General features: G+C 35.6%; 21 protein-coding genes. 8 read left to right on the plus strand and 13 right to left on the minus strand.

Annotated features, from left to right (window positions below):
- Nucleotides 1-11: 11 nt before the first annotated feature.
- Complete coding sequence (locus OZP12_RS07230) at nt 12-665, plus strand: NUDIX hydrolase (protein ID WP_281228374.1); 654 nt, start codon at nt 12-14, stop codon at nt 663-665.
- A 92-nt stretch (nt 666-757) separates the two neighbouring features.
- A complete protein-coding gene (locus tag OZP12_RS07235; protein ID WP_281228375.1) occupies nt 758-1567 on the plus strand; it encodes a lysophospholipid acyltransferase family protein in 810 nt (269 codons plus the stop codon).
- 38 nt (nt 1568-1605) lie between these two features.
- On the opposite strand, the gene OZP12_RS07240 is transcribed toward OZP12_RS07235, so the two are convergent.
- Nucleotides 1606-2259: a DUF8845 family protein gene (locus OZP12_RS07240; RefSeq protein WP_281228376.1), complete on the minus strand. Its 654-nt coding sequence runs from the start codon at nt 2257-2259 to the stop codon at nt 1606-1608.
- On the minus strand, nt 2256-2759 hold the full coding sequence (locus tag OZP12_RS07245) for an RNA polymerase sigma factor (RefSeq protein ID WP_281228377.1): 504 nt from the start codon (nt 2757-2759) through the stop codon (nt 2256-2258). The genes OZP12_RS07240 and OZP12_RS07245 overlap by 4 nt, the downstream gene beginning before the upstream one ends.
- Before the next feature lie 369 nt (nt 2760-3128).
- Here OZP12_RS07245 and OZP12_RS07250 point away from each other — a divergent pair, with 369 nt between their 5' ends.
- Nucleotides 3129-4241 (plus strand): lactonase family protein, encoded by a 1113-nt coding sequence (locus OZP12_RS07250; RefSeq protein ID WP_281228378.1) that lies wholly within the window; start codon nt 3129-3131, stop codon nt 4239-4241.
- 1 nt (nt 4242) lies between these two features.
- Here OZP12_RS07250 and OZP12_RS07255 read toward each other — a convergent pair whose 3' ends face one another.
- On the minus strand, nt 4243-5304 hold the full coding sequence (locus OZP12_RS07255) for a DUF3810 domain-containing protein (RefSeq protein WP_281228379.1): 1062 nt from the start codon (nt 5302-5304) through the stop codon (nt 4243-4245).
- Nucleotides 5305-5503: 199 nt separating this feature from the next.
- On the opposite strand from OZP12_RS07255, the gene OZP12_RS07260 reads away from it, so the two are divergent.
- The 3 genes from OZP12_RS07260 to OZP12_RS07270 are packed head-to-tail and all read left to right on the plus strand — an operon-like array spanning nt 5504 to nt 7556.
- Nucleotides 5504-5737, plus strand: a complete 234-nt coding sequence (locus OZP12_RS07260) for a DUF433 domain-containing protein (RefSeq protein WP_281228380.1) — start codon at nt 5504-5506, stop codon at nt 5735-5737.
- On the plus strand, nt 5737-6078 hold the full coding sequence (locus OZP12_RS07265; protein WP_281228381.1) for a DUF5615 family PIN-like protein: 342 nt from the start codon (nt 5737-5739) through the stop codon (nt 6076-6078). Before OZP12_RS07260 ends, OZP12_RS07265 begins: the two co-directional genes overlap by 1 nt.
- A gap of 14 nt (nt 6079-6092) precedes the next feature.
- Nucleotides 6093-7556: an aminoacyl-histidine dipeptidase gene (locus tag OZP12_RS07270; protein ID WP_281228382.1), complete on the plus strand. Its 1464-nt coding sequence runs from the start codon at nt 6093-6095 to the stop codon at nt 7554-7556.
- Between the two features lie 88 nt (nt 7557-7644).
- Here the strand turns inward: OZP12_RS07270 and OZP12_RS07275 are convergent, their stop codons facing one another.
- The 10 genes from OZP12_RS07275 to OZP12_RS07320 all read right to left on the minus strand — a co-directional run bounded on the left by OZP12_RS07275 (nt 7645) and on the right by OZP12_RS07320 (nt 21080).
- Nucleotides 7645-8934: a DUF389 domain-containing protein gene (locus OZP12_RS07275; protein ID WP_281228383.1), complete on the minus strand. Its 1290-nt coding sequence runs from the start codon at nt 8932-8934 to the stop codon at nt 7645-7647.
- Between the two features lie 337 nt (nt 8935-9271).
- Nucleotides 9272-10489: a sialidase family protein gene (locus OZP12_RS07280; RefSeq protein ID WP_281228384.1), complete on the minus strand. Its 1218-nt coding sequence runs from the start codon at nt 10487-10489 to the stop codon at nt 9272-9274.
- Nucleotides 10486-12657 carry a TonB-dependent receptor gene (locus OZP12_RS07285; RefSeq protein WP_281228385.1) on the minus strand — a complete coding sequence of 724 codons (2172 nt, stop codon included), beginning with the start codon at nt 12655-12657 and terminating at the stop codon, nt 10486-10488. The genes OZP12_RS07280 and OZP12_RS07285 overlap by 4 nt, the downstream gene beginning before the upstream one ends.
- A 542-nt stretch (nt 12658-13199) precedes the next feature.
- The gene (locus tag OZP12_RS07290) at nt 13200-13538 is read right to left on the minus strand and encodes a hypothetical protein (RefSeq protein ID WP_281228386.1); all 339 of its coding nucleotides are present in this window, start codon (nt 13536-13538) and stop codon (nt 13200-13202) included.
- Between the two features lie 152 nt (nt 13539-13690).
- A complete protein-coding gene (gene secA / locus OZP12_RS07295) occupies nt 13691-17032 on the minus strand; it encodes a preprotein translocase subunit SecA (RefSeq protein WP_281228387.1) in 3342 nt (1113 codons plus the stop codon).
- A gap of 99 nt (nt 17033-17131) precedes the next feature.
- Nucleotides 17132-17353, minus strand: a complete 222-nt coding sequence (locus OZP12_RS07300; RefSeq protein WP_007138072.1) for a DUF2795 domain-containing protein — start codon at nt 17351-17353, stop codon at nt 17132-17134.
- 188 nt (nt 17354-17541) lie between these two features.
- The gene (locus OZP12_RS07305) at nt 17542-18111 is read right to left on the minus strand and encodes a cob(I)yrinic acid a,c-diamide adenosyltransferase (RefSeq protein WP_281228388.1); all 570 of its coding nucleotides are present in this window, start codon (nt 18109-18111) and stop codon (nt 17542-17544) included.
- A gap of 103 nt (nt 18112-18214) precedes the next feature.
- Nucleotides 18215-18901, minus strand: a complete 687-nt coding sequence (locus OZP12_RS07310; protein WP_281228389.1) for an ABC transporter ATP-binding protein — start codon at nt 18899-18901, stop codon at nt 18215-18217.
- A 604-nt stretch (nt 18902-19505) separates the two neighbouring features.
- Nucleotides 19506-20135, minus strand: a complete 630-nt coding sequence (locus OZP12_RS07315; protein ID WP_281228390.1) for a carbonic anhydrase — start codon at nt 20133-20135, stop codon at nt 19506-19508.
- Nucleotides 20136-20300: 165 nt separating this feature from the next.
- Nucleotides 20301-21080, minus strand: a complete 780-nt coding sequence (locus tag OZP12_RS07320) for an O-methyltransferase (protein ID WP_281228391.1) — start codon at nt 21078-21080, stop codon at nt 20301-20303.
- A 188-nt stretch (nt 21081-21268) separates the two neighbouring features.
- Here OZP12_RS07320 and OZP12_RS07325 point away from each other — a divergent pair, with 188 nt between their 5' ends.
- Together OZP12_RS07325 and OZP12_RS07330 are read left to right on the plus strand one after the other, a co-directional pair.
- Nucleotides 21269-22819, plus strand: a complete 1551-nt coding sequence (locus tag OZP12_RS07325) for an SDR family NAD(P)-dependent oxidoreductase (RefSeq protein WP_281228392.1) — start codon at nt 21269-21271, stop codon at nt 22817-22819.
- 351 nt (nt 22820-23170) lie between these two features.
- A complete protein-coding gene (locus OZP12_RS07330) occupies nt 23171-26650 on the plus strand; it encodes a PPi-type phosphoenolpyruvate carboxykinase family protein (RefSeq protein WP_281228393.1) in 3480 nt (1159 codons plus the stop codon).
- Nucleotides 26651-26721 lie beyond the last annotated feature (71 nt).

The raw sequence follows: 26721 nt of genomic DNA on the forward strand, positions 1-26721 counted from the left end.
AACCTTTGATTATGGATTTTCAAGATTTTTTACGAATTGTTCCTTATTTTAGTTCTGTAAGTCTTCCAGGTGAAGAGGCTCATAATATTATGGTGCCAAAGGAACGTCTTGAAATTACCAGAAAATTGAATTTTGATCACATCAAATACAAAAAAGCTGGTGTAATGATGCTGTTTTATCCTAAAGAAGGTATTACACATTTGGTTTTAATAGTACGGAATTCGTACAAAGGAGTTCATTCTTCACAGATAGCTTTTCCAGGTGGAAAATATGAAAATGAAGACGCCGATTTTATGCAGACTGCTTTGAGAGAAACTTATGAGGAAATTGGGATTCGTCAGGAGAAAATAGAAGTCTTGAAAGCTTTTACCCATTTATACATTCCGCCGAGTAATTTTATGGTTTACCCATTTTTGGGCATTTGTAGAGAGGAAATTACTTTTTATCCCGATCCGGTGGAAGTAGCGGATATTATTGAATTACCGTTAACTACATTCTTAAGCGACTCGATTCTTGTTAATGCCGAAATGACAACTTCGTATGCTAAATCTGTCGAAGTTCCAGCTTTTAAAATTGAGGAGCATATTGTTTGGGGGGCAACAGCTATGATGTTAAGTGAGCTAAAAGTTGTTTTGAGTACAATTTTTAGGGAAATAGGTTTTTGAGCAATCTGTTTTGTTAAAAGCTAAGTTTTTTAATATAAAAAAGAGGAAATAATTCGTAATTTTGCAGTCCCAAAAACAAACAAAACAATCTTATGGGATTATTTAAACGAAATCCTTTTGGACATATACTGTTTATAAAAAAATGGTTAATCCGATTCTTTGGATTTATTAGCCACAGACGCTACCGTGGTTTTAACGAACTACAAATAGAAGGTTCTGAAATTATCAAAAAACTTCCAGATACAAACGTACTTTTTATTTCGAATCATCAAACATATTTTGCAGATGTAACAGCAATGTTTCATGTGTTTAATGCTAGTTTGAGTGGTAGGGAAGATTCTATAAAGAATGTATGGTATATGTGGCGACCAAAATTGAATATTTATTATGTGGCGGCCAAAGAGACGATGAGAGCCGGTTTATTGCCTCGAATTATGGCTTATGCTGGTGCTGTTTCAGTAGAACGAACCTGGCGTAGCAAAGGAAAGGATGTTGCGGAGAAAAAAGAAGTAAATCCAAATGATACTGAGAATATCAAAATTGCATTGGAAGATGGGTGGGTAATTACCTTTCCGCAGGGGACAACCAAATCTTTTAAACCTGTTCGAAAAGGAACGGCACACATCATAAAACAGCACAAGCCTATAGTTGTTCCTATTGTAATTGATGGCTTTAGACGTTCGTTTTGCAGAAAAGGGCTGTATATGAAAAAGAAAGGAATCCTTCAGTCACTTGTTATAAAAGAACCTTTGGCTATCGATTATGAAAATGATACTATTGAAGAAATTGTTGAAATGATCGAATATGCGATAGAGCAACATCCTTCTTTCCTTAAAGTAATTCCAATAGAAGAATTACAGGAACAAGAAGAGTTGAATAAAACGCGACAATGGAATTATTAAAAAAAGAGGAGGCTGTTTCAAAACGATAGCCTCCTTTTTTATAAATCAATTTTCTTCAATTCTTCGAAGTTATTTTGCAGTCGTTTTAATAATAGACCATAGATTAATTTGTAGATTAACCATAAAACAAAAGTAAAAATTGCTGTGGCCAGTATTAATACTATGAAAGATATCAAAGCTATGTTTAATGGCATTTCGGGATGAATCACACCATTTTTGGATGCTCCTTCAAGGTAGCCTTCATAAAACAAATACCCTCCAAAAATGATAAAAAACAATGCAAAAAACGATAAGTTAAATGCAATGTATTGTTTTACCACTTTTCGTGTTTTTAATATCGTCGAAAGAAGTTTTTTGGTGTTGTCATCTACCGCAATTTTACGGTACATAGTGTAAAACTTAAATATAAAATACAAAATGACAATATAAAGGACAATAGTGGCTGCAATGTAGTAACCATAGACACCCAAACGTTTAATCAATTCTACATTTTTTTCGTCATATTTTGTAAAAGATAAAGCCAGTCCTGAAACCAGTCCCAATCCAAGTTCGATGATGCTCACAATAAAAATCCACTTCACTACCGAAGACGATTTTTTGTGAATCATTTTGTAAATGTCATTTTCCGATACCTGTTCAAAAGATCCACTATTCTTCTGCCAGTCTTTTTTTAATAAATCCAACTCTTTCATACACCTAATGGATTTAAGATTTTCTTTAATTTCCCTTTTATTCGATTCATTTTTACCCTTGCATTCACTTCGCTAATTCCTAAAGTTTCCGATATTTCAGTGTAGTCCTTGTCTTCTAAATACATAAATACTAATGCTTTTTCAATGTCATTCAGCTGATAAACGGCCCGATACATCAATTTCAACTGTTCTTCCTCTTCATAATTGTATTCTATGTCATGTGTAAAATGTTGTTTGCCTTCATACTCAACAGTTGCAATACTGCGTTTGTTTTTTCGGTACAATGTGATTGCTGTATTCAGGGCGACTCGATAAGCCCAAGTAGAAAATTTGCTTTCGCCCCTAAATTTTGGAAAAGCCTTCCATAGCTGAATCGTGATCTCCTGAAACAAATCCTTGTGCGCATCCTCACCAGCTGTATACAATCGACAAATCTTGTGGATTATATTCTGGTTTTCTTGCAGTTGCTTGACAAAAGAAGGTTCTAAATTTTCACTCATATTCCATTAGTACAACGACTGAACATTTTGTTACAAAACAGTTTTTATATTTTAATTTTTAGGAGCAGAAAAACATTTTGTATAACAACATTTGTCCCGCTTTCCGCTACACACGAGCGATAGCGAACTGACGAAGTAATCTCTTGTACTGAACCCCAGTACAAGAGGATTTTCGCTGCAATCGGGGCTAATCCGGGAGTTTAGTTTTTCATAAGCCCTTAGACGACGAATATTCAATAATTTTTGGCCGCAAACCTAATTAAAATGCCATAACTTAGCAACTCTGAAAATATATTAAATACAAAAATTTTGCAGCCATCAAATTTCCTTTCAAGAATTAAAAGTGCGATTTCCAAAAAAAGCAAATCGATGCTTACTATTTTATTCATATCCTTTATAAGCTTCAATTTTTATTCTCAAAGCAAATATGTTTTTGTAGGGTCTTATAATTTAGATAAAGCCAAAAAAGGAATTTATGTTTTCCAGTTGGATACGGTAAAAGGTAAACTAAAGAAAATTACAACGGTTAAGGATGTTTTAAATCCCGCTTATTTAACAGTTTCTCCAAACGGAAAATATGTTTATTCCTGTACCGATGCCAAAACACCAAAAGCAGGAAGTGTAAGTAGTTTTGAGTTTAAACCTCAAAATAAGAGGTTGATATTTATAAATAGTGAAAAAAGCGGTGGCGAAAATCCCGTTTATATTTCGGTACATAAAAGCGGAAAATGGATTGTAAATGCCAATTATACAGAAGGAAGTGTTGACGTTCATGCAGTAAGCGAAGATGGAAAAATAAGTCCGCTTGTTCAAAGTTTTTCGTATTCGGAAGGAAGTGTAAACAAAGAAAGACAAGACCGATCTCATGTTCATTCCAGTGTGTTTTCTCCCAATTGTGATTATGTCTTCCTGCCTGATTTAGGTTCTGATAAAATAAGATGCTACCAATTTGACAGTTCAAAAAAAGAGCCACTCCAAGAGACTCAGTATCCATTTACCCAAGTTACTTTAGGAAGTGGACCAAGACATTTTGCCTTTCATCCCAATGGAAAATTTGCTTATTGCATTGAAGAAATGGCTGGTTTTGTTTGCATTTATAACTATGATAACGGTAAATTAGACCGAATTCAAAGAATCGCAACACATCCTGATGAGATTGTAAAAGGCTTTGGCAGCAGCGAGGTTCACATTTCTCCCGATGGTCGTTTTCTGTACGCTTCCAATCGTGGTGAAGAAAATAATATTGCTATTTTTTCGATTGAAAATAACGGAACTTTAAAATTGGTGGGATATCAGCCTACTTTTGGCAAAACTCCAAGAGTTTTTGCTATTGATCCACAAGGAAAATTTGTAATTGTAGCCAATCAATCGACTGGAAATGTAGTTGTTTTCAAAAGAGATTTGGTTACAGGTTTGTTAAAGAAATGCTCTGAAAGCAAAGTAAAAAATGCTTCTTGTGTACAAATTAAAGATTACAAGTGATTTATAAGGGTCTTTCTTTGTAATAATTCACCATCAAATTCACAAATTTGCTATAACTGTCCATTCCGTCTTTTTGTTGGTTGATTTTTAGGAAACGGTCATAAAAAATATGGAAACCGGTTTCGATCGGGGTTTCGTATTGATCCCAAAAATCCTCACTCTCTTTGTAATTCTTCAGGATTCCTTTATTAACGATCTTCAGTAATTGCTTTAACACTTTTTCGTCTCTTACCTGCCAATTACCCAAACAGTAACGCAACGCCATGCTATAACCCGAATATTGAAAATACAGATTTTTATTTTTTATAGAAGACATAAAACCAATAAAATTGCATTCACTTTCGCTCGCATACCCCATTTGATGTGCCATTTCGTGGTTTGTGGTCATCGGGAAACTGTACATTGGTCCCAAATAATTAACTTGCGCTTCATTGGTAAACGGGTTCAGATAGCCACCAAAACCCATATAAGTAAGTGGTAAACTAAAAAGTGATTTTTTTATACTTAAATGAGTGTAAGTGAAAAATGGATATTCTTTGGATAAATTTTCATATCCATTTTGATTCATGTCAAAAACCTGATTTTGAGAATACGGAAATACTACTTTCAAACTGTCATTTTTGGTAATCTGATTTTGGATATCGTTTGTTTTGGCAATTAATTTTTTGGTAAAAGCCAACAAATCTTTATCAGTGTAGTCTCGTTCAATGTTCATTTTTTCAAAAAGTGGCTCACGGTAATAATTCAATGCCCAAAAGAAATGGAAGAAAAAATAAAAGACAGACAAAACACTTAAAACAGTTAAGATATTTTTTTTCCATTCGGATTTCCAAGATTTTCTGTTTTTCCAAAACCATTTTAAAGCAAATAAAATTAGAATAAAATAGATACAATCGCCCACCGAGAATGGAATTTTCCCCAAAATAATTCGCAAAGGTTTTGAAAGGAATTGATAAAATCCGTTGCTGTAAAAACGCTCAACACTTTCCGGAAAAGACCGGAGTATTTTTAGGATTAGGATTTGTATCAGCAAAAATATAGGTAGAATGTAGCTTTTTTTCACAATGTAGAATTTGACGGTAAATTTAATTATAAATAAAGAAGTACTGTTTCTTTTTTGTAATTTTGTGAAGCTTGGAGAATTATGAGGCTTTTAATGCGAATATAATATTTTCGAAATGATGCCAAGACTAGATTTTATTAAATCTATAATTGAAATTTGCGCACCCTTTTTTTTGTAAATTTGAGTAAAATTAAAGAACATGGAATATATTGCAGACAGGATTACCATTGATGATAAAATTTGCAACGGAAAACCCACTATCCGAGGCAAGAGAATAGCTGTGCAAACGATTCTTGAATTTTTAAGTGCCGGCGAAGAAAAAGAAACAATTTTAAAACAGTATCCTTCATTAGAAGCAGAGGATATTGATGCTTGCTTGAAATTTGCATCAGAATTGATGAATAGAAATTTTACCATAAAAAGAGTCGCTTAATGGCTGAGTTTGTTATCGATGCCAATTTACCCTACTACTTTTCGCTTTGGAATACTCCCGATTTTATTCATGTTAAGGATATTAACGATGAATGGACAGATGAGCAAATTTGGAATTATGCCAAAATAAATAATTTAACTATTATCAGTAAGGATAGTGACTTTTCAAATAAAATAATGTTTGTAGATCCACCTCCTAGGGTTATTCATCTTCGTTTTGGAAACATGAAGATGAATTCTTTTTTTGAAACAATTACAAAACTTTGGGATGATATTGTTGTAATAAATAAAAACCACAAACTAGTGAACGTTTTTATGGATCGTATTGAAGGAATTGAATAAAAACAAAAATATAAATGAGTCAAGAAATAAGAAATCTAGAACCAAAAGAGCTTTGGAACAAATTTGCCGATTTGAATGCGGTACCTCGTCCTTCGAAAAAAGAAGAGCGTGTAATTGAATTTATGAAAGACTTCGGTACCCGTTTGGGACTAGAAACTTTTGAGGACGAAATCCGAAATGTAATTATCCGCAAACCTGCCACTCCGGGAATGGAAAACAGAAAAACGGTTGTTTTGCAAGGACATTTGGATATGGTTCATCAAAAGAATGCCGATACGGTTTTTGATTTTGATACTCAAGGAATCGATATGTATGTTGATGGGGATTGGGTTCGTGCCCGCGGGACAACACTTGGTGCCGATAATGGTCTTGGAGTTGCTACTATAATGGCGATTTTGGAAAGCAAAGAGATTCCACATCCGGCAATTGAAGCTTTGTTTACCATTGATGAGGAAACCGGAATGACCGGAGCCTTGAATTTGCAGGGAGGGATTCTTAAAGGTGATATTTTATTGAATTTAGATACCGAAGAAGATAATGAAATAGGTATTGGATGCGCCGGAGGAATGGATGTTACAGCCACTGCTGAGTACGACGAAGAGCCAACCCCTGAAGGTTCCGTTGGTTATCTTATAAAAGTAAAAGGCTTGAACGGTGGGCATTCAGGGATGGATATTCATAAAGGTTTGGGAAATGCAAACAAAATCATGAACCGTTTATTGTTTGATGGTTTTGATAATTTTGGATTGCAAATTTCCGAAATCAATGGGGGAAGCCTTCGTAACGCAATTCCTCGTGAAAGTGCGGCGAAAGTAATTATAGCCGCTGTTTACGACGAGGCTTTTGTTTTTGATATGTTACAAATCGTAAATGAAATCAAAGCGGAGTTTCAAACAACCGAACCAAATTTGGAAGTGGTTTTCGAAAAACTAGATAAAGTTCCGGCAAAAGTTTTGCCACCAATAGCCCAATTTTATTTCGTTAGAGCGATGTATGCTGCGCACAATGGCGTTTACCGAATGAGTGCCGATTTTGAAAATTTGGTTGAAACTTCAAACAATATTGCCAAAGTTACTGTAGGTGAGGGGAAACTTTCGGTGCAATGTTTGACACGTTCTTCAGTTGAATCATCCAAATTTGATATGGCGAATGCTTTGCGTTCTGCATTCGAGTTAATGGGCTGCGAGGTAGAATTTTCAGGTTCATATCCGGGTTGGTCTCCAAATCCAAAATCAGAGATATTGGATGTTTTGGTTTCCATCTATGAAAAACAAAATGGAGAAAAACCAAATGTAGCGGCTTGTCACGCCGGATTGGAATGCGGTATTCTTGGAACAAATTATCCTCACATGGATATGATTTCTTTTGGACCGACAATCCACGGTGCACATTCTCCAGACGAAAGGGCTAGCATTTCTTCAGCACAAAAATATTGGAAATTTATCTTGGAAATTTTGAAAAATATACCCGTAAAATAAGTTTTCAGCATTCGATAAAAAAAGTGTTCAGTTTTTTAGCTGAACACTTTTTTGTTTTTTTAGTTTGCAATTTGCCTTTTGTATTTTACTATTGTCTGTAAACTTCAACGCTGTCTTTTTCCAATCTTTGCTTTAGCCAAATGATTAATTTCTCTTGAGATTTAGAGTTTATTGGTATTTTGCTTTTGTACAATAAGACCGGAATCGTTTTGTCTTTACTCGTATATTGTGTGATAGCAATTGGTTTTATTTCGGGGAATAAAATAGAAACTTCCTGACTGACCTTTGTGTTGTTCGCTTTGAAATTGGAAATCTTTTTTTGTAAATCCTCGATTAATTGGTCTTTATCGACTCCTGATTTTTTGTAATGACCAATCGTATTTAAAATGTCGTTTTTTAAGTCAAAAGTGTCTTGTTTGATCAGAAGTTGCGTATTCAATAAATTATATTCTTTTAGCTTCTGATTAAAGTTTTTGATTTCCAAAGCGCTGAATTTTTTGGACAAAAAAGCCAATTCAATAATTTTTGGATTGGTGTTATAATCTGTTTTTTTATAAATAAGTGTAAAATCCTTTTGAGGGAATTCTGTTTCTATAAAATTTTCAGTTCGTTGGACGTATTTTTTTTCGTCAAATAAACGATAGGCAAAATAAACACTCGGAGCAATCATTATTAAAAGAAGCACTGTAATTCCTTGCTTCACCTGTTTTTGATGTTTTATATCGATTTGCTTGGCAATTGGGTATTTCAAAAATTTGACAATGATAAAAGTAGCGATACATATAAAAACACAATTGATAGTGTATAAATACAAAGCTCCCCCAAAAAATAAATAATTTCCGGTTGCCAGTCCGTAACCGGCAGTACATAAAGGAGGCATCAGAGCCGTAGCAATGGCAACTCCCGGAATTGGATTCCCTTTTTCGACTCTCGTAACGGCAATAACACCAACCAATCCACCAAAAAAAGCAATCAAAACATCATAAATATTGGGTGAAGTACGCGCCAACAATTCCGATTGCACCTCTTTAAACGGACTGATATAAAAGTAAAATGTCGAAACAATCAGGCTGACAACTGTTGCTATCAAAAGATTTTTTATTGATTTTTTAACCAATTCAAAATCATACATCCCCAATCCAAAACCAGCTCCAACAATTGGCCCCATCAATGGCGAAATCAACATAGCGCCAATAATTACGGCAGTCGAATTCACATTAAGCCCAACCGAAGCGATAACAATGGCACACGCCAAAATCCATAGATTAGAACCTCTGAACGAGATGTTACTGATTATATTTTCTAAAACCTTTTTTTTGTCTTCTTCTCCTTTATGCAGGTCAATGAAATCGATTAGTTTGCTTATTATTTCGTTCATTTGATTTTCGGTTTTATTTTGTTGAAAGTAAATTTAACGAAATAAATTTTGAAGTTTACGTTTAAATCCAAGTTGATTATTCTTTTTTTGGAGCGGAAAGATGAGGCATATTAATAAACATGGTTCCCGTTTTCCGCTTCAATTTCTTGTCCTGAACCCCAGGACAAGAGAATTTTCGCTTCACCCGGGGCTAAAAGGAAGCAATTGGCATTTTGCCATCATCTAAAAAAATAACCATTAAGAAATTAAATAACATTTAGACTTAATGAAACTTAATTTCTTAATGGTAAAAAAAATAACGGTTAATGGCTTTGAAAAGCAAATTCTAAACGTTGAATTAATTCATCGAAACTATTTTATAGTAAACATTTTCATCCGTAGATTCTTGGCTCCAAGCAACGAGTAATTGATTTTTGTTAATTGCTTTAATAATTGGAAAAGTCGCTGTTTTTCCTTTTGGGGAAATGAATTTTGTTTTAATGATTTTTCCATTTTTGTCCCGGTGCTGTAACCCAATTTTAACCGACATATTATCATTTTCGGTTACGGTTTCATCCCAAACAACAAATACATCTTTATTGTTCAATGATGTAATTTGTGGATGCCTTGCCGATGGTTTGTCACTGACAATGTTTCGTTTTGAGAAGTTTTTTCCATAATCGGAAGAATTGCAATAAAAAACTCCCGATCCTCCGCCCGAAGTGTACCAAGCGAAATGTAATCCATTTTCGTTTTCGGTCATAGTCGGACCTGTGTGAGGACATCCGTTAATTTTCCAATTGTCCGGGCTGATTCGTTTGGGTTGCGAAAAAGTTTTTCCATTGTCATTCGAATAGGTTAAAACCATATCGCGGATTTCTTCGTTGATAATATCCCTGAATGCAGCGTTGATTTTTCCTTTTTTGCTTATAAACAAATCGGTTCGGCAACATTGACAGGTAGTCTCAGCAATAGGTTTTTCGTTTTGAAAACCTGATTTTCCAACAGTCGCTGCATAATACAATGTTGAGCCTTCTTTGTCGGTATTTGTTCTGTTGTCTAACCAGATAATTGCAGCTTCTCCGTTTGGAAGCAAATCGATATCAAAATAACGTTGGTCGATGCTTGATGGCTCTTTTACTAAATTGATAGCTTTCGTCCATGTTTTTCCATTGTCAAATGATTGCGAATATTTGACTAATCCACCGTACTTTTTCTTTTCGCTTGCATTGTTAACACCCCAAACCGCAATGATTTCGTTATTGGGTTTGAAGATTATTTTTGGCGCATTTTCACCGTGCAATTCTACACCTCTGCTGGATTCGATAGCAATTGGTTTACCAAATTTCTTTTTGTTGGAATCAAATAAGGAATAACAGAGAACAGTTTCTTTATTAATTTCTTTTGCAAAACTCATTACGGTAATTCCTTTTGAGTTCTTTGTAAAAAATGGACAGCTCGTTTTGGTATTGCTTTCATTCAGAATGGATATTGGCAATGAGTTTGTTTTTTGGGCAAACCCAATTGATATATTAATAGTAAGCAAAATCAATAAGGATAAATATTTGTTTTTCATTTCGGTTGTTTTTTTAGGGAAAAATTATACTGTAAACCAATTAAAAATGTTCTTGGGGCAGCAGCAGTATAAGTAGGTTGGGAGCTGGCTGTATTTGCTCTGGAAACATTATAAGCATATAATTTGTCGGTAAGATTAATTACGTTTCCGTAGATTTCAATCCCTTTCCATTCATAACCAGCCCTGAAATTAAAGATGTCATAACCGGCATACTTTACAGTGTTAACTTGGTCTTGATAATAGTTTCCGACAGTCTGCCATTCAAATGAAGTTCTGAATTTTGGGAACCAGTTCGGATAATAACTGATTTCGGAATTGCCGGACCATCTCGGGGCTTGAGGCATTTCTTTTCCGTTCAGGTTTTGCAAAGCATCTGTTGGTTTATCTGAAACCGCGAAGTCTATAAAAGTATGTTCAGCAACGGTTCCTCCAAAGCGAATATTTAATTGGTTAGAAAGGAAGTTGTAATTACCTCCAAATTCAACGCCTTTGTGCCTAGTTTCTCCAACAGAACGGTAGTCGGTTGAGTTGTCAGGCAAACGAACGCTCAATAACTCATTTTTTCCTTCCATATAATAAAAGGCGTAATCAAAGTTTAGTTTTCCTTTTAAAAACGAAAGCCAACCTCCAATTTCGTAATTATCGAAAGTTGCTGGCTCCAGATTGTAGTAGAACTCGGCTGGTTTTCCGGTTGTTCCGCCAGTTCCGGGTTTGGCTCTAAAAATAGAAGTGATTCCCGGAGGAGCAAATCCTTGTGCATAGTTGCCGTAAAATCCTGTAGATTCAAACGGATTGTAATTTACTCCAACTTTGAAAGTGGGTTTGTCGTAAATTTTTGTTCCGCTTGAATGGTCCAAAGCATTGTTGTAATTAACTTTCAGATTGTCATAACGGGCACCGGTGGTAATTAATAATTTTTCCAAAGGATTGAAGCTAAGTTGCGCATAAGCGGCCTTATTAAAAATATCGGCGGTATAATCGGCTAATTTCACATCGGGACGTTCAGCGGTAATTTCATAATAATTCACCGTTTGTTTTCCAGGAGCACCTGGATTTAGATTTGCTTTCATTTCAAGCAAATAAGCCCAGTAGTTTACAGGAGAATAATCATATAATGCTCCTCCAACGATTTTAGCATTTAAAAAATTAAATTTTTGGGCGTGCTGTCCAATCGCACCGTAACTTTTGAAGTTGTTAGAATTAACTTCGCCCGTTGCCGTAGTTGGGTTAAGTGTCGGGCTCCATTTGATTCCGTAGGATGGATTTTGTCCCAATTTGTTGTCTCTGTAATAGGCCGTGATATAACTGTTGGCATTGTCATTCCAATCATGTTCTAAGGTCAACCGTGTTCTTAAGGCATCCGATTTGCGATAGGTGAAATCAGTAGTGCTTTTATATGTCCTGTTGTAAAAAGCTTCTTCATTAACCGTTCCGCTCATGTCAGAATAATATTTGCCCCACATGGTATTACTAATTAATCGTGTTTTGCTGTTGATGTTGTAATCGATTCTCGCATTAAGATTATCTTTTTTATAATCCGAGTAGGTCATCCAACCGTTTTCCTGTAAACTTGAAATTCCGGCGATATGAAAACCCACTTTACCGATGGTTGTTCCTCCTGCAGCTTGAAGTCGTCTGTAGCCCCATTGATCGGCTTGGATTCCAAATTTGAATTCGGGATTAACGGGCGGTTTAATTGAGATTAGGTTAATGGTTCCACCAACGGCTTCTGAACCGTACAATGACGAAACAGGGCCTTTTACCACTTCTATGTTTTGAAGATTGAATTGGTTGATTTCCAATAAGGCATTATGGTTGAAAATCCCCATCGGACGAATTGGCAATCCATCTTCAAGATATAAATAATAGGCATTGGTTGTCATCGGTTGACGAATAGCCATCATGTGCTGTTCGTTTCCGAGATTAACCATCAATACGCCCGGTGCTTTATTGATGATTTCGTAAGCCGCAACGGCTTTGGTTTCGTTAATGGTTTTGGCAGTCAATTTGCTGACCGCAGACGGTGTTTCTTTGCGCAAAGTTGCCGAACGATTGGCAGTTATGAATACATTTTCAAGTGTCTCTGTTTTTGTGCTGTCTTTTGTTGTTTTGTTTTGTGCAAAAGCTATCTGTGTCATTAACAAAAGAGTAAATAGTGTTTTCTTCATTTTGTGTTATATAAATTGAATATAATAGCTATCGTTTCATTGATTTTTAGCAATGAAAAGAGGTTTGAAAGCTAGTTTTGGTTTAACGGAAAAGGGCGCAAAGGATTGCATAATTCCGATAATTATCCGATGTCTTGGTATAAATATTATGAAAACCACCCGGCCTTTCAGGCACCCCTCCAAAGGAGGGGAATACGAACGACTTCCCCTCCTTTGGAGGGGTGCCCAAGGGGCGGGGTGGATTCCTGACTGTAGGATAATTTTAAGAAAACAAAACTTTGTGTTCTTTCTGTTTGAAACGGTTAACCCGAAGGCGATTGTTGAATTTTCAACTTTTTGGAATCGCTAATGAAGCAGAATGTCGATTTTTAGCCCCGATTGCAGCGAAAATCCTTGTGGAACGTCTCGTCCCAAAAGGCGAGAGGTTCACAAGATTGTAGCGGAAAGCGGGAGGGAACTTGAGAGAAAATCAAAAGTTATTGCTCCAAAAAATAAAAATAATCGGACTTAGGGTTTTACGTTAAAACCGGCTGAATTATAATTTATATAAAATAGGACGGTGGACGGAAATTGGATAACACAACCGAAATTGGTTTTCCGTCATTATGAAGATAGTTTTTTTGAGAAGAAAAAGAAGAAACTATGAAAGTAGCAACTGTTTCATGAGTATTTGGAATGTAAACCAACTCCATTTTTTCTTTGAGGTTGTTTTGCATTTCTTTTTCATTCTCTTCCTGTTGTTTTAGGCTTTTTTTAAGGGCACAATGTCCCTGACAAGTGTTTTTGGGAAACTTGCTCTGAACGCAGATTGTTCTCGCAATTTCGTCCTGATTTATTTTGAATTTGACATATATGATTAAGGTTCCAAAAGATGGAATCAAAATAATGGATGAAAGTAATATGACAAAAATGCGTTTCAGACTGTTTTATTTTTATGCAAAAGTAACGGATTTATTTGAGACACAGATGTCTTTTATGTAAAAATCCCCAACGATTTTAAGGTTGGGGATTTGTTAATTGTTTTAGAATAAAGTTATTCTTTTACGATAACCCATTCTCCGGTAGATAATAAACTTTCAGCTTTTTTGTATTTCATGCTTTCCGTTTTTCCGGTTGCCACTTGTTTAATCGTTACAGTATCGTTACGGTTAATTTTTGGCATATCTCTTACGATAGTTTCGGTAACTTGTCGTTGTTGGGTTTCTCCCGCTTCACGATTAGCACTTTCACTATTTGGAATTTCGTCTTTGCTTAATTGGTAATCCTCAACCTGACGTTCAATTTTTGCTTCCTCGATTGGCGCATTTTGAACAGGCAAATCACCTTTGAATAAGAACGAGATCACTTCTTTGTTCACGTTATCAAGCATACCGCGGAACAAGTTGAAGGCTTCCAATTTGTAAATTAGCAACGGATCTTTTTGTTCGTGAACAGCCAATTGAACTGATTGTTTCAATTCGTCCATTTTGCGTAAATGCTTCTTCCAAGCTTCATCAACAATAGACAAAGTGATGTTCTTTTCAAAATCGGCTACTAATTGAGCTCCTTGAGTTTCGTAGGCTTTCTTCAAATCAGTAACTACGTTGAACATTTTTATTCCGTCTGTAAACGGAACTACGATGCGCTCAAAATGGTTGTTTCTGTCTTCGTAAACATTTTTGATGATTGGGAAAGCTTCTTTAGCGCTTCTCGCTGTTTTTTCGTTATAGAAAGCAAGAGTTGCTTTATACAATTTACCTGTGATTTCAATCTCAGTTAATTTAGAAAACTCATCTTGTGTAATTGGCGAAGTAAATGAGAAGTAACGGATAATATCGAATTCGAAATCTTTGAAGCTGTTTTTAGCTTTGTTTTCATCAACGATTAACTCGCAGGTATCGTAAAGCATGTTTGCGATATCCAATTTCAAACGCTCACCAAACAAAGCGTGACGACGACGTTTGTAAACCACTTCACGTTGCGCATTCATTACGTCATCGTATTCCAATAAACGTTTACGAACACCAAAGTTGTTTTCCTCCACTTTTTTCTGAGCACGTTCGATTGATTTGGTCATCATAGAATGTTGGATAACTTCACCTTCCTGCAATCCCATTCTGTCCATTACTTTCGCAACTCTTTCAGAACCGAACAAACGCATCAAGTTGTCTTCAAGGGAAACATAAAATTGAGAACTTCCCACGTCTCCTTGACGACCGGCACGACCACGTAACTGTCTGTCCACACGACGGGAATCATGACGCTCTGTCCCCACGATTGCTAAACCTCCAGCAGCTTTTACCTCAGGAGTCAATTTGATATCGGTACCACGACCCGCCATGTTGGTGGCAATAGTTACTACTCCAGGTTTTCCTGCTTCTTCAACGATTTGAGCCTCTTGTTTGTGCATTTTGGCATTCAAAACGTTATGAGGAATACCGCGCATTTTCAACATACGGCTTAATAATTCTGAAATCTCAACCGAAGTTGTTCCAATAAGAACCGGTCTTCCTGCTTTTGATAATTCGGTTACGTCTTCAATAACGGCATTGAATTTCTCACGAGTTGTTTTGTAGATAAAATCTTCCTTGTCAACACGAGCCAATGGTCTATTGGTTGGGATTTCAACTACGTCCAGTTTGTAAATTTCCCAAAGCTCACCAGCTTCGGTAACAGCTGTACCGGTCATTCCTCCCAATTTGTTGTACATTCTGAAATAATTCTGCAATGTAATGGTAGCAAATGTTTGGGTTGCAGCTTCGATTTTTACGTTTTCTTTGGCTTCAATAGCTTGGTGCAAACCGTCAGAATAACGACGGCCATCCATGATACGTCCTGTTTGCTCATCAACAATCAAAATTTTGTTGTCCATGATTACATATTCCACATCTTTTTCAAAAAGGGTATAGGCTTTCAAAAGTTGAGTCAATGTGTGAATACGCTCACTTTTTACTCCGAAGTCTTGGAATAATCTTTCTTTTTCTTCTGCTTCGGCGTCTTTATCCAATTTTTTCTTTTCGATAGCGGCAATTTCTGTTCCAATGTCCGGAAGTACAAAGAAGTTGGCTTCAGTATCTCCAGAAAGGAATTTGATACCGTTGTCAGTTAAACTAACTTGGTTATTTTTTTCCTCAATCACAAAATACAACGCTTCATCCACTTTTGGCATTTCGCGGTTGTTGTTTTCCATGTATTGGTTTTCGGTTTTTTGAAGTAGTTGTTTGATTCCTTCTTCACTCAAAAACTTAATCAATGCTTTATTTTTAGGCAAACTTCTGTAAGCTCTCAATAAAAGGAAACCACCTTCTTTGGTATTTCCTTCTTTGATTAATTTTTTGGATTCAGCAAGAAAACCATTTGCCAATTGGCGTTGTAAAGCAACCAAATTTTCAATTTTTGGCTTCAATTCGTTAAATTCGTGACGGTCACCTTGTGGAACTGGGCCAGAAATGATAAGTGGAGTACGGGCATCGTCAATTAGAACAGAGTCAACCTCATCGACGATTGCGAAGTTGTGTTTTCTCTGAACTAAATCTTCCGGTGAATGAGCCATATTATCTCTTAGGTAGTCAAAACCAAATTCGTTGTTTGTACCGTAAGTAATATCAGCTTCGTATGCTTTTTTTCTTCCTTCAGAACTTGGTTGGTGGTTGTCGATACAATCAACAGTCAAACCGTGGAATTCGAATAATGGTGCTTTCCAGGTGCTGTCACGTTTTGCAAGGTAGTCATTCACAGTTACCAAGTGAACACCGTTTCCGGTCAAAGCATTCAAGTAAATAGGCAAAGTAGCCACCAAAGTTTTACCTTCTCCCGTTTGCATTTCGGCAACTTTACCTTCGTGCAATACCATTCCTCCAATTAACTGAACATCATAGTGGATCATGTCCCAAGTGATGTCTTTACCTGCAGCATTCCATTGGTTTGCCCAGATAGCATTGTCCCCATCAAGGGTAATATAGCTTTTTGTTGCAGATAATTCTCTGTCTTTTGCGGTAGCGGTAACCACTATTTGAGAGTTTTCTTTGAAACGTCTAGCAGTCTCTTTCACAACAGAAAAAGCTTCAGGAAGAATTTCTTTCAAAGTTTTTTCAGAGATATCGTAAGCTTCTTTTTCAAGGGCATCAATTGCAGTGTAAATATCTTCGCGTTTGTCAATGTCTTCAATACTTTCCACTTCTGTTTTAAGAGCGGCTATTTTTGCGTCTTTTTCGGCACGGGCTTCTTTTATTTTTTCTTTAAAAAAAACGGTTCTTGCTCTTAATTCGTCATTAGACAAAGATTGTAAAGGGCCTTCAAAAGTTTTGATTTTATTTAAATACGGCTGAAGGGCTTTGACATCTTTTTCGGATTTATCTCCAACAAAGATTTTAATAATACTGTTTATGAAGCTCATAATTTTATTTATATTTCTATTTTATTCTAATTGTAAAAAAACTGCGTAAAATTAAGCAAAAAAAAAGCCTCTTCTGAGACTTTTTCTTGGTTTACTTTTTTAATATTCATCCTCATTCCAAAGATAATCTTCGTCTGTAGGATAATCTGGCCAAATTTCTTCCATTGATTCATATATCTCGCCTTCATCTTCGATCGATTGAAGGTTTTCTACTACTTCTAATGGAGCACCCGCTCTAATTGCGTAGTCAATAAGTTCGTCTTTGTTAGCAGGCCACGGTGCATCGCTTAAATATGATGCTAATTCTAATGTCCAATACATATTTGTCGATTTAGTTTCTGCAAAAATAAATTTTTTACTGAAAAAGACAAGTAAAAAATGATTTATTTTTTATAAAGTTAAGAACGTATTTTCAGACAATATTTTTAAAGAAAAATATTTCAGATTTAATGCCTGAAAATCAATTCTAAATACTGTTTCCTAATTAGCTAACATCAGTAAATTGGATACTATTTTCTAGGAATCCATTTTACTTCATTTGCCTTTAGATCAACAGACAATTTTCGTGCCAATACAAAAAGATAGTCAGAAAGTCGGTTTAAGTACTTAATTGCTATTTCGGCAACAGGTTCATTATGACTTAAATGCACTGCAAGTCGTTCAGCACGACGGCAAACGCATCTAGTTATATGACAATATGACACAGTTTGATGGCCTCCGGGTAAAACAAAATGAGTCATTGGTGGAAGTGCATCTTCCATACTGTCAATTTCTTTTTCCAATAATTCGATGTCGGTTTCTAAAATTCCGAGTTTTTTTAAACGAAGCTCGCCATTTTTCATCACTTCTTTTTCAGGAGGTGTGGCCAAGATTGCGCCTATAGTAAAAAGACGGTCTTGTATTTCGATAAGTATGTCTTTGTAATGTTTGTCGATTTCCTGGTCGCGGATTAGTCCAATGTAAGAATTCAGTTCATCTACAGTTCCGTAGCTTTCTATGCGCATATGGTCTTTTGGAACTCGTGTTCCTCCAAAAAGACTTGTAGTTCCGCTATCTCCGGTTTTTGTATATACTTTCATTTTAAGTTAGAGGTTGGAAGTTAGAAAATAGAGGTTAGCAAATAGAAATAGAGGTTAGTAGTCAGTTGTTTAAGTTTTGATCTCTAACTTCTACTTTCTAAAATTATTTTATCGTGTCACTTTCAATCATACCGTCTCTCAAACGAATTACACGATGAGCGTAAGCGGCGATTTCTTCTTCATGGGTTACTAGGATTACGGTGTTGCCTGAGGCGTGGATTTCACTAAAAAGCTTCATGATTTCCAATGAAGTTTTACTGTCGAGATTTCCTGTTGGTTCATCGGCAAGGATAATGGAAGGTTTGTTGACCAATGCTCTTGCGATGGCAACACGTTGGCGTTGTCCTCCCGAAAGCTGATTGGGCTGATGGTCCATTCGGTCGCTAAGGTTTACTTGGCTTAATACTTCGGAGGCACGTTCAGTTCGTTCTTTTTTTGAATGGCCTGCATAAATCATCGGCAAGGCTACATTGTCTAGTGCGGTTGTTCTGGGTAAAAGATTGAACGTCTGAAAAACGAAACCAATTTCTTTGTTTCTGATTTCGGCCAATTCGTCGTCTCTCATGTGGCTCACATCTTTTCCATTTAAAATATAAGTCCCGGAAGTAGGCGTGTCCAAACACCCTAATAAATTCATTAATGTTGATTTTCCTGATCCCGAAGGCCCCATCAAGGCTACATATTCTCCTTTATTAATTTCTAAATCGATGCCCTTTAATACATATACAATTTCATTTCCAAGTGCAAAATCTCGTTTTATATTGGTAATTTTTATAAGTGGCTTTTTCATTAGGATTAATATTGGTTGCTTCGCCAGTTCGCTTTTTGAGCTTTTGAGCAGATTATTGATTTATGTTTTTAAAAGTACAAAAGACTTTTAATTTATTCATAAGTAGTTATAGACTGAATTTTGTTACATGCTTTTTGGTTTTAGGTATTTTTAATTATTTGGCACGAAATTTGGGTTATGAAATCATATATTAGAAAATAGTATTTTGTGTATATAATTCAAAATCTAAATAGAAAGTTAAATAGTGTTAATTTTTTTAAAAAACGTATTTAGTCGATAAAAATATAAATTTTAACGATTTTTTAGAAATAAAATTTATTGAAGAATTGTAGCTTTGCATTATAAGTTTATGAGTTAGTTAGTAGGTTATCAAATTCAAACTTTACTATTTTGAACGTTTTTTTTAATCTTTAATTTTATTTGGTTAGGTTTTAGATTTTGTTTTTCAAAATGAAAATTGACAGTCATGGGGGTGACTGTCTTTTTTTTGTCTTAATTTATTGTTACAAAAAAGAGTTTTTGTATGCACAAATGGTATTATTGAATATTTTGAGTTTTGGAATAAAAAAAACGCCTTATTATCAAGGCGCTTTTTATAAAATTGTTAGTTCGATATTTTGTAAATCTTAGTAATGTCTTTTAATATTTCGGTAAAGTTGATATCAAGATCTATTAGTTTACCACTGTGAATATCAAAAATCCATCCATATACTTTGAGGTTTCGCTCATTATTTGCTTTTTGAACTTCCGCAGTTTTAATAACATTAATGCATTGTTCCTGAACATTCAATTCGACTAGCTTTTTGTATTTTTCCTCTTCATTTGTTATGGCATCAAGTGTTTTTCGATGGAGTCGATAAACATCCCTGATATTTCTCAACCATGGATTTAGTATTCCCAAGTCAGATTGTTGCATGGCAGCATGAACACCGCCACAGCCATAATGCCCGCACACAACAATGTGATTAACTTTTAAATGAACAACTGCATAGTTGATAACTGACATGGAATTCAAATCGGTATTGGGAACCATATTGGCAATGTTGCGATGTACAAAAACTTCTCCTGGTTCAAGTCCCATAAGTTCCTCGGCTGAAACCCGACTGTCTGAACAACCAATGTACAGAAATTCCGGAGCTTGCCCTTTTGAGAGTTTCTCAAAATAATGCTCGTCCATTTCGAGTTGTTTAATCACCCATTTTTTATTGTTTTCAAAAATTTGTTTGATTTTCATATTGAAGGGTTTAATTGTTTAAAAGTTTAATTGTTTAAAGGTTTAATCTTTTTAGGTTTAATTCCTAGAAGCTCTGCTTGGTTTTTTTTGCCACAAATTCACAGATTAAAAAAGGATTTTTAAAAATCCATAAATCTGAGGTTACTAATTTCTATTTTCAAATCTCTAACTTCTGATTATAAAATGTTGTTTGGGTTGTTCGTATCTAAAGAAAACGAGTCCCCATTGAAAAGTGTCGATGCTTACGGTAACCTTTGGATGATTTTTTACAATTTCCCAGGTTTCTTCCATTTCTGAAGACCAATGAATATCGTCTAAAATCCATACTGTTTCGTTGTTTATCGTAGGTAAAAGTAATTCGAAGTATTCTAAAGTGGCTTTTTTAGAATGATTGCCGTCGAAATAAATGAGATTGAAGATTTTAGATTTTAGATTGCAGATTTGTAAGTAATCGTTAAACTCACCTGTAATGCATTCTACATTAGTAATATCGTATGATTGCAATTGATTTTTTGCAATTGCCATTGTGTTAGGGCATCCTTCTAATGTTGTGATAGTAGCTTTTGGATTCCCTAAGGCTAAGGAAGAAGTCGCTAATCCCAATGAAGTTCCAATTTCCAGAATATTTTGTGGTTGAAAATAGTTGGTGATTCTGAACAATAACTCGGCTCGTTTGCGACTGATTCCCGCGTTTTTGGCAATTTCGTTTATTGCTCTTGTGTTGGATTTGAAAACTTTGGAACCTGCACCAAAATCGGTTACTTCGATAGTGTTTTTATTTTGCAAAAGCGAGTTTCTATACTCTTTTAAAATACTGTATTCTGGTTTGATTTTTTTATCATAAAAGCATTTTGTCAATAAATTAAAGACAAATGGCGAATGCACAGCGTGTTCGTTTTTGGAATGCCACAGAAATTGTAAATATGATTTTATTTGGAATAACATAGAAATTACGCAAAGGTTCACTAAGAAAACGCGAAGATACACAGAGATTTTTTAAAAATTTAAAAACAAAAAATTAAACTTTATAAGAATCTGTATTCGTTTTGTGTCTCTTATAGAAATAGTTTGGGGCTTTAAACACTATATTTGCATCGCAGCATTTTTTTCAATGAATGAGCTGTTTTTTATAAATGATAATGGAAGAAATAAAAGAAAAGATTGTAATAAATACTGAAGAAATTGATAGGTGCATCGCTATTCTGACGCAATTGAATATTGATACCGAGCAGATATTTGAAATCCCAAAAGAACAAAGAACTGCTTTAATTAAAGCGGCTGGACAATTTTCGCGTCCCGATCGTGATGAGTTTGCCAAAAGAAAGAAAGATGCGAAAGCACTGGCCAAACGTAAACAGGAAAAGAAAGATAGAACTGCCCGTAAAGAAACAGGAATTCGTTCAGCACGTGAAGCGACAGTCTTTGTGGCTCCAAAATTATTGGCTTTGAATGAGTTTGCAAGTAAAGAGGAATTGGAACTCGAAACGCCAAGAAAATGTTATGTATGCAAAACGGAATTTACCAGAATGCATCATTTTTACGACTCGATGTGTACAGATTGCGGTGATTTTAATTATGCCAAGCGTTTTCAATCGGCTGATGTAAAAGGTCAAATTGCAGTGGTCACAGGTTCCCGTTTAAAAATTGGTTATCATATTACTTTAATGCTTTTGCGCGGAGGTGCGACGGTTATTGCAACGACACGTTTTCCGGTGGATTCGGCATTGCGTTTTTCTAAGGAAGAGGATTTCCATGAATGGGGTGACCGTTTGAAAATTCACGGATTGGATTTGCGTCATATTCCGAGTGTGGAGATTTTTTGCAATTTTATTGAACAAAAATACGGTCGATTGGATATTCTAATCAATAATGCTGCTCAAACTGTGAGACGACCGGCTGGTTTTTATACTCATTTAATGGAAAATGAAGAACGACCAATTGGTTCTTTGCCGCAACAAGCACAAGATTTATTGCTCGATCATACTAATTGTTTGGAAGAACTAAAAGTGTTGACAACAGGAGCTTCTTCCAATCAAAATATGCCTGTAACCTGGCACGGGCCTGAACCTGGAATTGGTTTAAGGGCTTCCGCCAAATTATCACAGATTCCTTATTCGTTTGACAATACTTTGGTTGCACAGGAAGTTTTTCCCGAAGGGGAGCTTGATGCCGACTTGCAACAAGTTGATTTGAGAAAAGTTAACAGTTGGCGATTGAAATTAGGACAAATTGAAACTACCGAGATGATCGAAGTGCAATTGGTCAATTCAGTTGCGCCTTTTGTGTTGTGCAATCGTCTTTCGGAAGTGATGAAAAAGGACAATACCGGAAAAAAACATATTATCAATGTTTCGGCGATGGAGGGAAAATTTTACCGTGATTTTAAGGAAGATCGTCACCCGCATACCAATATGGCAAAAGCAGCATTGAATATGCTGACACATACTGCAGCAGGGACTTTGGCAAAAGACGGAATTTTTATGAATGCTGTCGATACCGGTTGGGTGACTGATGAAGATCCCGCTGAATTAGCCAAACGGAAACAGGAAGAACAAGACTTTCAGCCGCCGTTGGATATCGTAGATGGTGCCGCTCGTGTGATGGATCCGTTATTTGACGGAATCAACACCGGAAAGCATTGGTCCGGAAAATTCCTGAAAGATTACCGACCTATCGCTTGGTAAAACTTTTTGTTATAAAACTGAAAACCACAACGGAATTTATTCTGTTGTGGTTTTATTGTTTTTAATCTTTAGCCTAAATTAGTTTATTGATGGTTTATAACAAGAATGTTTAAAGGTGTTAAATATATTGTAATTTTTTTTAGTTAATTGTAAATCAATTATTTGTTTATGTTCGACCTCTGAATAAATATCAAATATTAAAGTAATCCATCAAAAATTAAGGTGTAAATTGTAAGCAAGGTTTTTTGATCTTTATTTTGTTAATAATCAGCGAAATGTGTTTTGTTTTTCTGTGTATTGAACAACCTTTTTTAATGATTTATTATAAGTCCTTCAATTAATTTTTTATTTATGAGTACAGTAATTAATGCAAGTCAAGAGTTAGTAAAACAAAGTAGAAAAGACACCGTTCAGTATATAAACCTCCAATTGGCTTCACTGGGACAGCCTATTTACAAGGACGATGAAGATTCAGAACAACCTTTTTGCAATCCAAAATTTCAGGAATTAACCAACGGTTTGATCAAAAATTTTCGTGAGAAATCAAGGTTGTTGTCCAGTCATCTTTCACCAGCGGATACCAGAATTCAGAACTTTTTAAATGATTATCTAAAAGAAGTTCCTTTTGATAAATCTTATCTTTTGCCAAATGATACTTTAGTCCTAACACAAAGTGGTCATGCAAGAGAATTGAGTTTGCCTCCTAATGGAACTGTTTTTAAGGGGGAGGACGTTACTTCATACAGAATTAAACAAGGGATTTTGAACAATCCAACCAATGATAAAAGGACTACCGTAGGTACTTTTCATATTGTGGAGGGGAATTTACCAGTACCTTTGGATAAAAAAGAAGTTCCTAAAATTGCTTTTGCACATTTTCTGAATGCAGCTTTTAATCCTTCGGATGAGTTAAAAATATTGCCTTTTACGTCTAATCAAGAAGAAAAAGCCAAATTGATGGTTTCGTTGTTAATGCGACCAATGGTTTGCCCGGAAGTAAAAGGGATTATTTCTAAAAAGTCGATGGAAGTCCGATTTTTTGCACCGGGAAGTTTGGTAAGTAATTTGGATTTCGTAGAAGCTATTTTTGGAAATGCCGGTGATCCGGGTCTTGCCCAAAATGATGCCGCTTTGGATACTGAACATTGGACAGGTCACACCGGTTGTGTTATTCTTGCTCCGCAATTACGTTTGTTAAAGAAAAAAGACATTGGTTTGCCTCATTTTGATAACGCCACAGACCGTCAAAAAAGTGAAGGAATGTGCTGGAAAGATGAAAATGAGTTGTATAATAATGGAGGCGCCTTTAAAGTAACTTGCAGAGACGATAGAGGAGTGGTGGTTACCATAATTGCCGATAATTACTATGGCTATTCTAAAAAAGAAATCAAAACTCAAATCAGTTATTCGGCTAATTTATTTGGATTGGTAGAGGAAGAACATTCGGGTGGAGCGATTGCATATCCTCGCGGTGTAATGGGGGATATTGTCGATGGTGCAGCTTATTCGGAGAAATTTGGGAATCAATATAATTTTGAAGGAGTAAAAGCTTTTTTGGGCAATAGAATAGAGGTAAAGCCAGGTAATTATGCGATTGATAAAAAGTATCCAAATTTGGTTTACATACCAGAAAACGCTTATATAAACACAAATACGAACAGCATAACCTGGACATACAAAGATGCTGAACAAAAGTTAATTCTATCTCCAAATAAAGTTTACATTCACCCTACGGGAAATAAATTCAAATTAGAAAAACACAATGCCATTGCTTTGTGGAGAATTGTAAATACGTCCCCGGAAGGTGTTTTTTGCCACAAACCTTGTACGGTTTCGGGTGGTGGAAAATCGGAGATTTCCAAATCGATGCAAAATGCGATTACCTACAGCGCATTTAACATTATAGATATTGAAGAAGATTTTAAAAAGGCAGATGAAATCATTGAATACAATTATTCCAACCGATGGAAGAAAAAAGATCCATCATTGCCGCCTTCAAGAACGTTTTTGGATCAGCGTAGAACTTTAGGTTCGGCAGTAAAATTGTTAACGCCTTCGGAGGAAAACAGTGATGAGTTCAATGAATTTATCAAAAATATTCCTGTGCATATCCGATCTTTGGTATTGTTTGTAAAACGATTGTATCGTCAGGATCATGGCGCTTTGAACTGGAAAGATTGCATGTCGGTTGAAATTATGAATGGTAAAAACGGAACAGGTTTGCAATACCATAACACTCCGGTTGTGGGAAGTTATGTTCGAATCGGTTTTAATCAAAAAGGAGTTTGGCTATTGAATAAATTGCGTTCTGATTTTTCTGCGAGTCAAAAAATCCAGATGGAGGACGATATTTCGGCATCAATCACTTTACCAAGAAATCAGATAAAAAATCTTAATCCGCAATATACCAACCAAAGTTTAAAAGTGGTTGCCAACTGTGAAGCGCATTTGTTCCAAAGACCTGATGAAGCAATTATCAGAGGGTATGATAAAGGTGCCGAATTGGATATTGTGAGCGACAATGTGTTTTTGACCAACTATGAATTGTTGAGAAAGAAAGATGCTATTGAGATTTTTGAAGACACTATCAATTTTGATAAATATACCCAGCCGGTTAAGGATTTGATTTTAAATATTGTAAATAGTCCAAACGAAGAGGAATATTTTTGTTTGCCATCACATACCCGAATCGTAGATGGTAAACCTACCCAGAATCCCCGTTATTTGGAGCGCAACATTTTCATTAATGAAACTGAGGCGAGTTATTTGGGAGAAGTAGGTGTTCGTTTATACAGAAAAATTAAATCAGAAGATCCGGTTATCAACGTGGTAAATGCCGTATTGCCAGGAAGAAGAAATAATCCTGTGGATAAAAAAGCAGGAATTCGTCCGCTAGCGGTTTATAATCCAATCCATTATCAGGAAACACCTGAATTGTTCATGGATTTTATTTGCAGCCTTACCGGTAAATCACCTTCAACAACTGGAGCTGGTTCTGAAGGAGCTTTGACAAAAGGCCCTTTTAATATGTTGATTCCAACGACTGATTTGAATAATGCTTTGTTATCGCATATTTTGACCGAATCAAATGCTTTCAGTACTGCTGCGGGTTATGTTGGTGGCGAAAATAAAGTAGATCATGATATCAGTCTTTTGATACCCGAAATTTGGGCTCGTTTGGCTCCGGCAGATCGCGATCCGAAGGTTTTGATAGCCAATGGTTCTTTGGAGAAAATTGATGATTTTGAATACCAAGGCAAAAAAGTATTGGCTAGTAGATTAGGTTACCGAATTACAAGTACTTTCTCTTTAAGATGTTTGAATCGTTTATTTGATGAGCCGAATGCCGTTTTCAACGAAAAAATGCTGAAACCGGAACTGCAGGGAATAGAGGATTATGTTGATGGAATCGCCAATATTGTCGAAGCACAGCAAAAAGTGGCTTTGAGCTATTTTGAAGACGGTAGTATCGAATCGGCTATACCACCATTGAAAATATTGCTGCACATGATGGCGTATGGAAATTATGAAGGCAAAGAAATGAGCGATCCTGAATTGAGAGCTTATTTTGAAAGGGATTATGTAATCAATAGTGATTGGTACAAAGAAAGATTGAACCTGAAACAACAAAAAGACATTAATTTCTATACAAATCAGATAAGTTATTTAGAGCGTTTTATAGCCAATGACGGAAATAAATTATTGGTTGCCGAAATGGATTTGAATACGCGTTTGCAAAACGTAAAAGGTTTGTTGGCAACTGCCAGTTCACCTGACTACATTGACAGTTTGATTGGAACCATTGGAGCAGATCCTTTATTCAAGAAATAATCAAAAGCTTTAAACTAAAAAATCGTCCAAGAAATTTATTTTTGGACGATTTTTTTTTGGAAAAGGCATTT

The sequence above is a fragment of the Flavobacterium aquiphilum genome (assembly GCF_027111335.1).
Classification (GTDB): Bacteria; Bacteroidota; Bacteroidia; order Flavobacteriales; family Flavobacteriaceae; genus Flavobacterium; species Flavobacterium aquiphilum.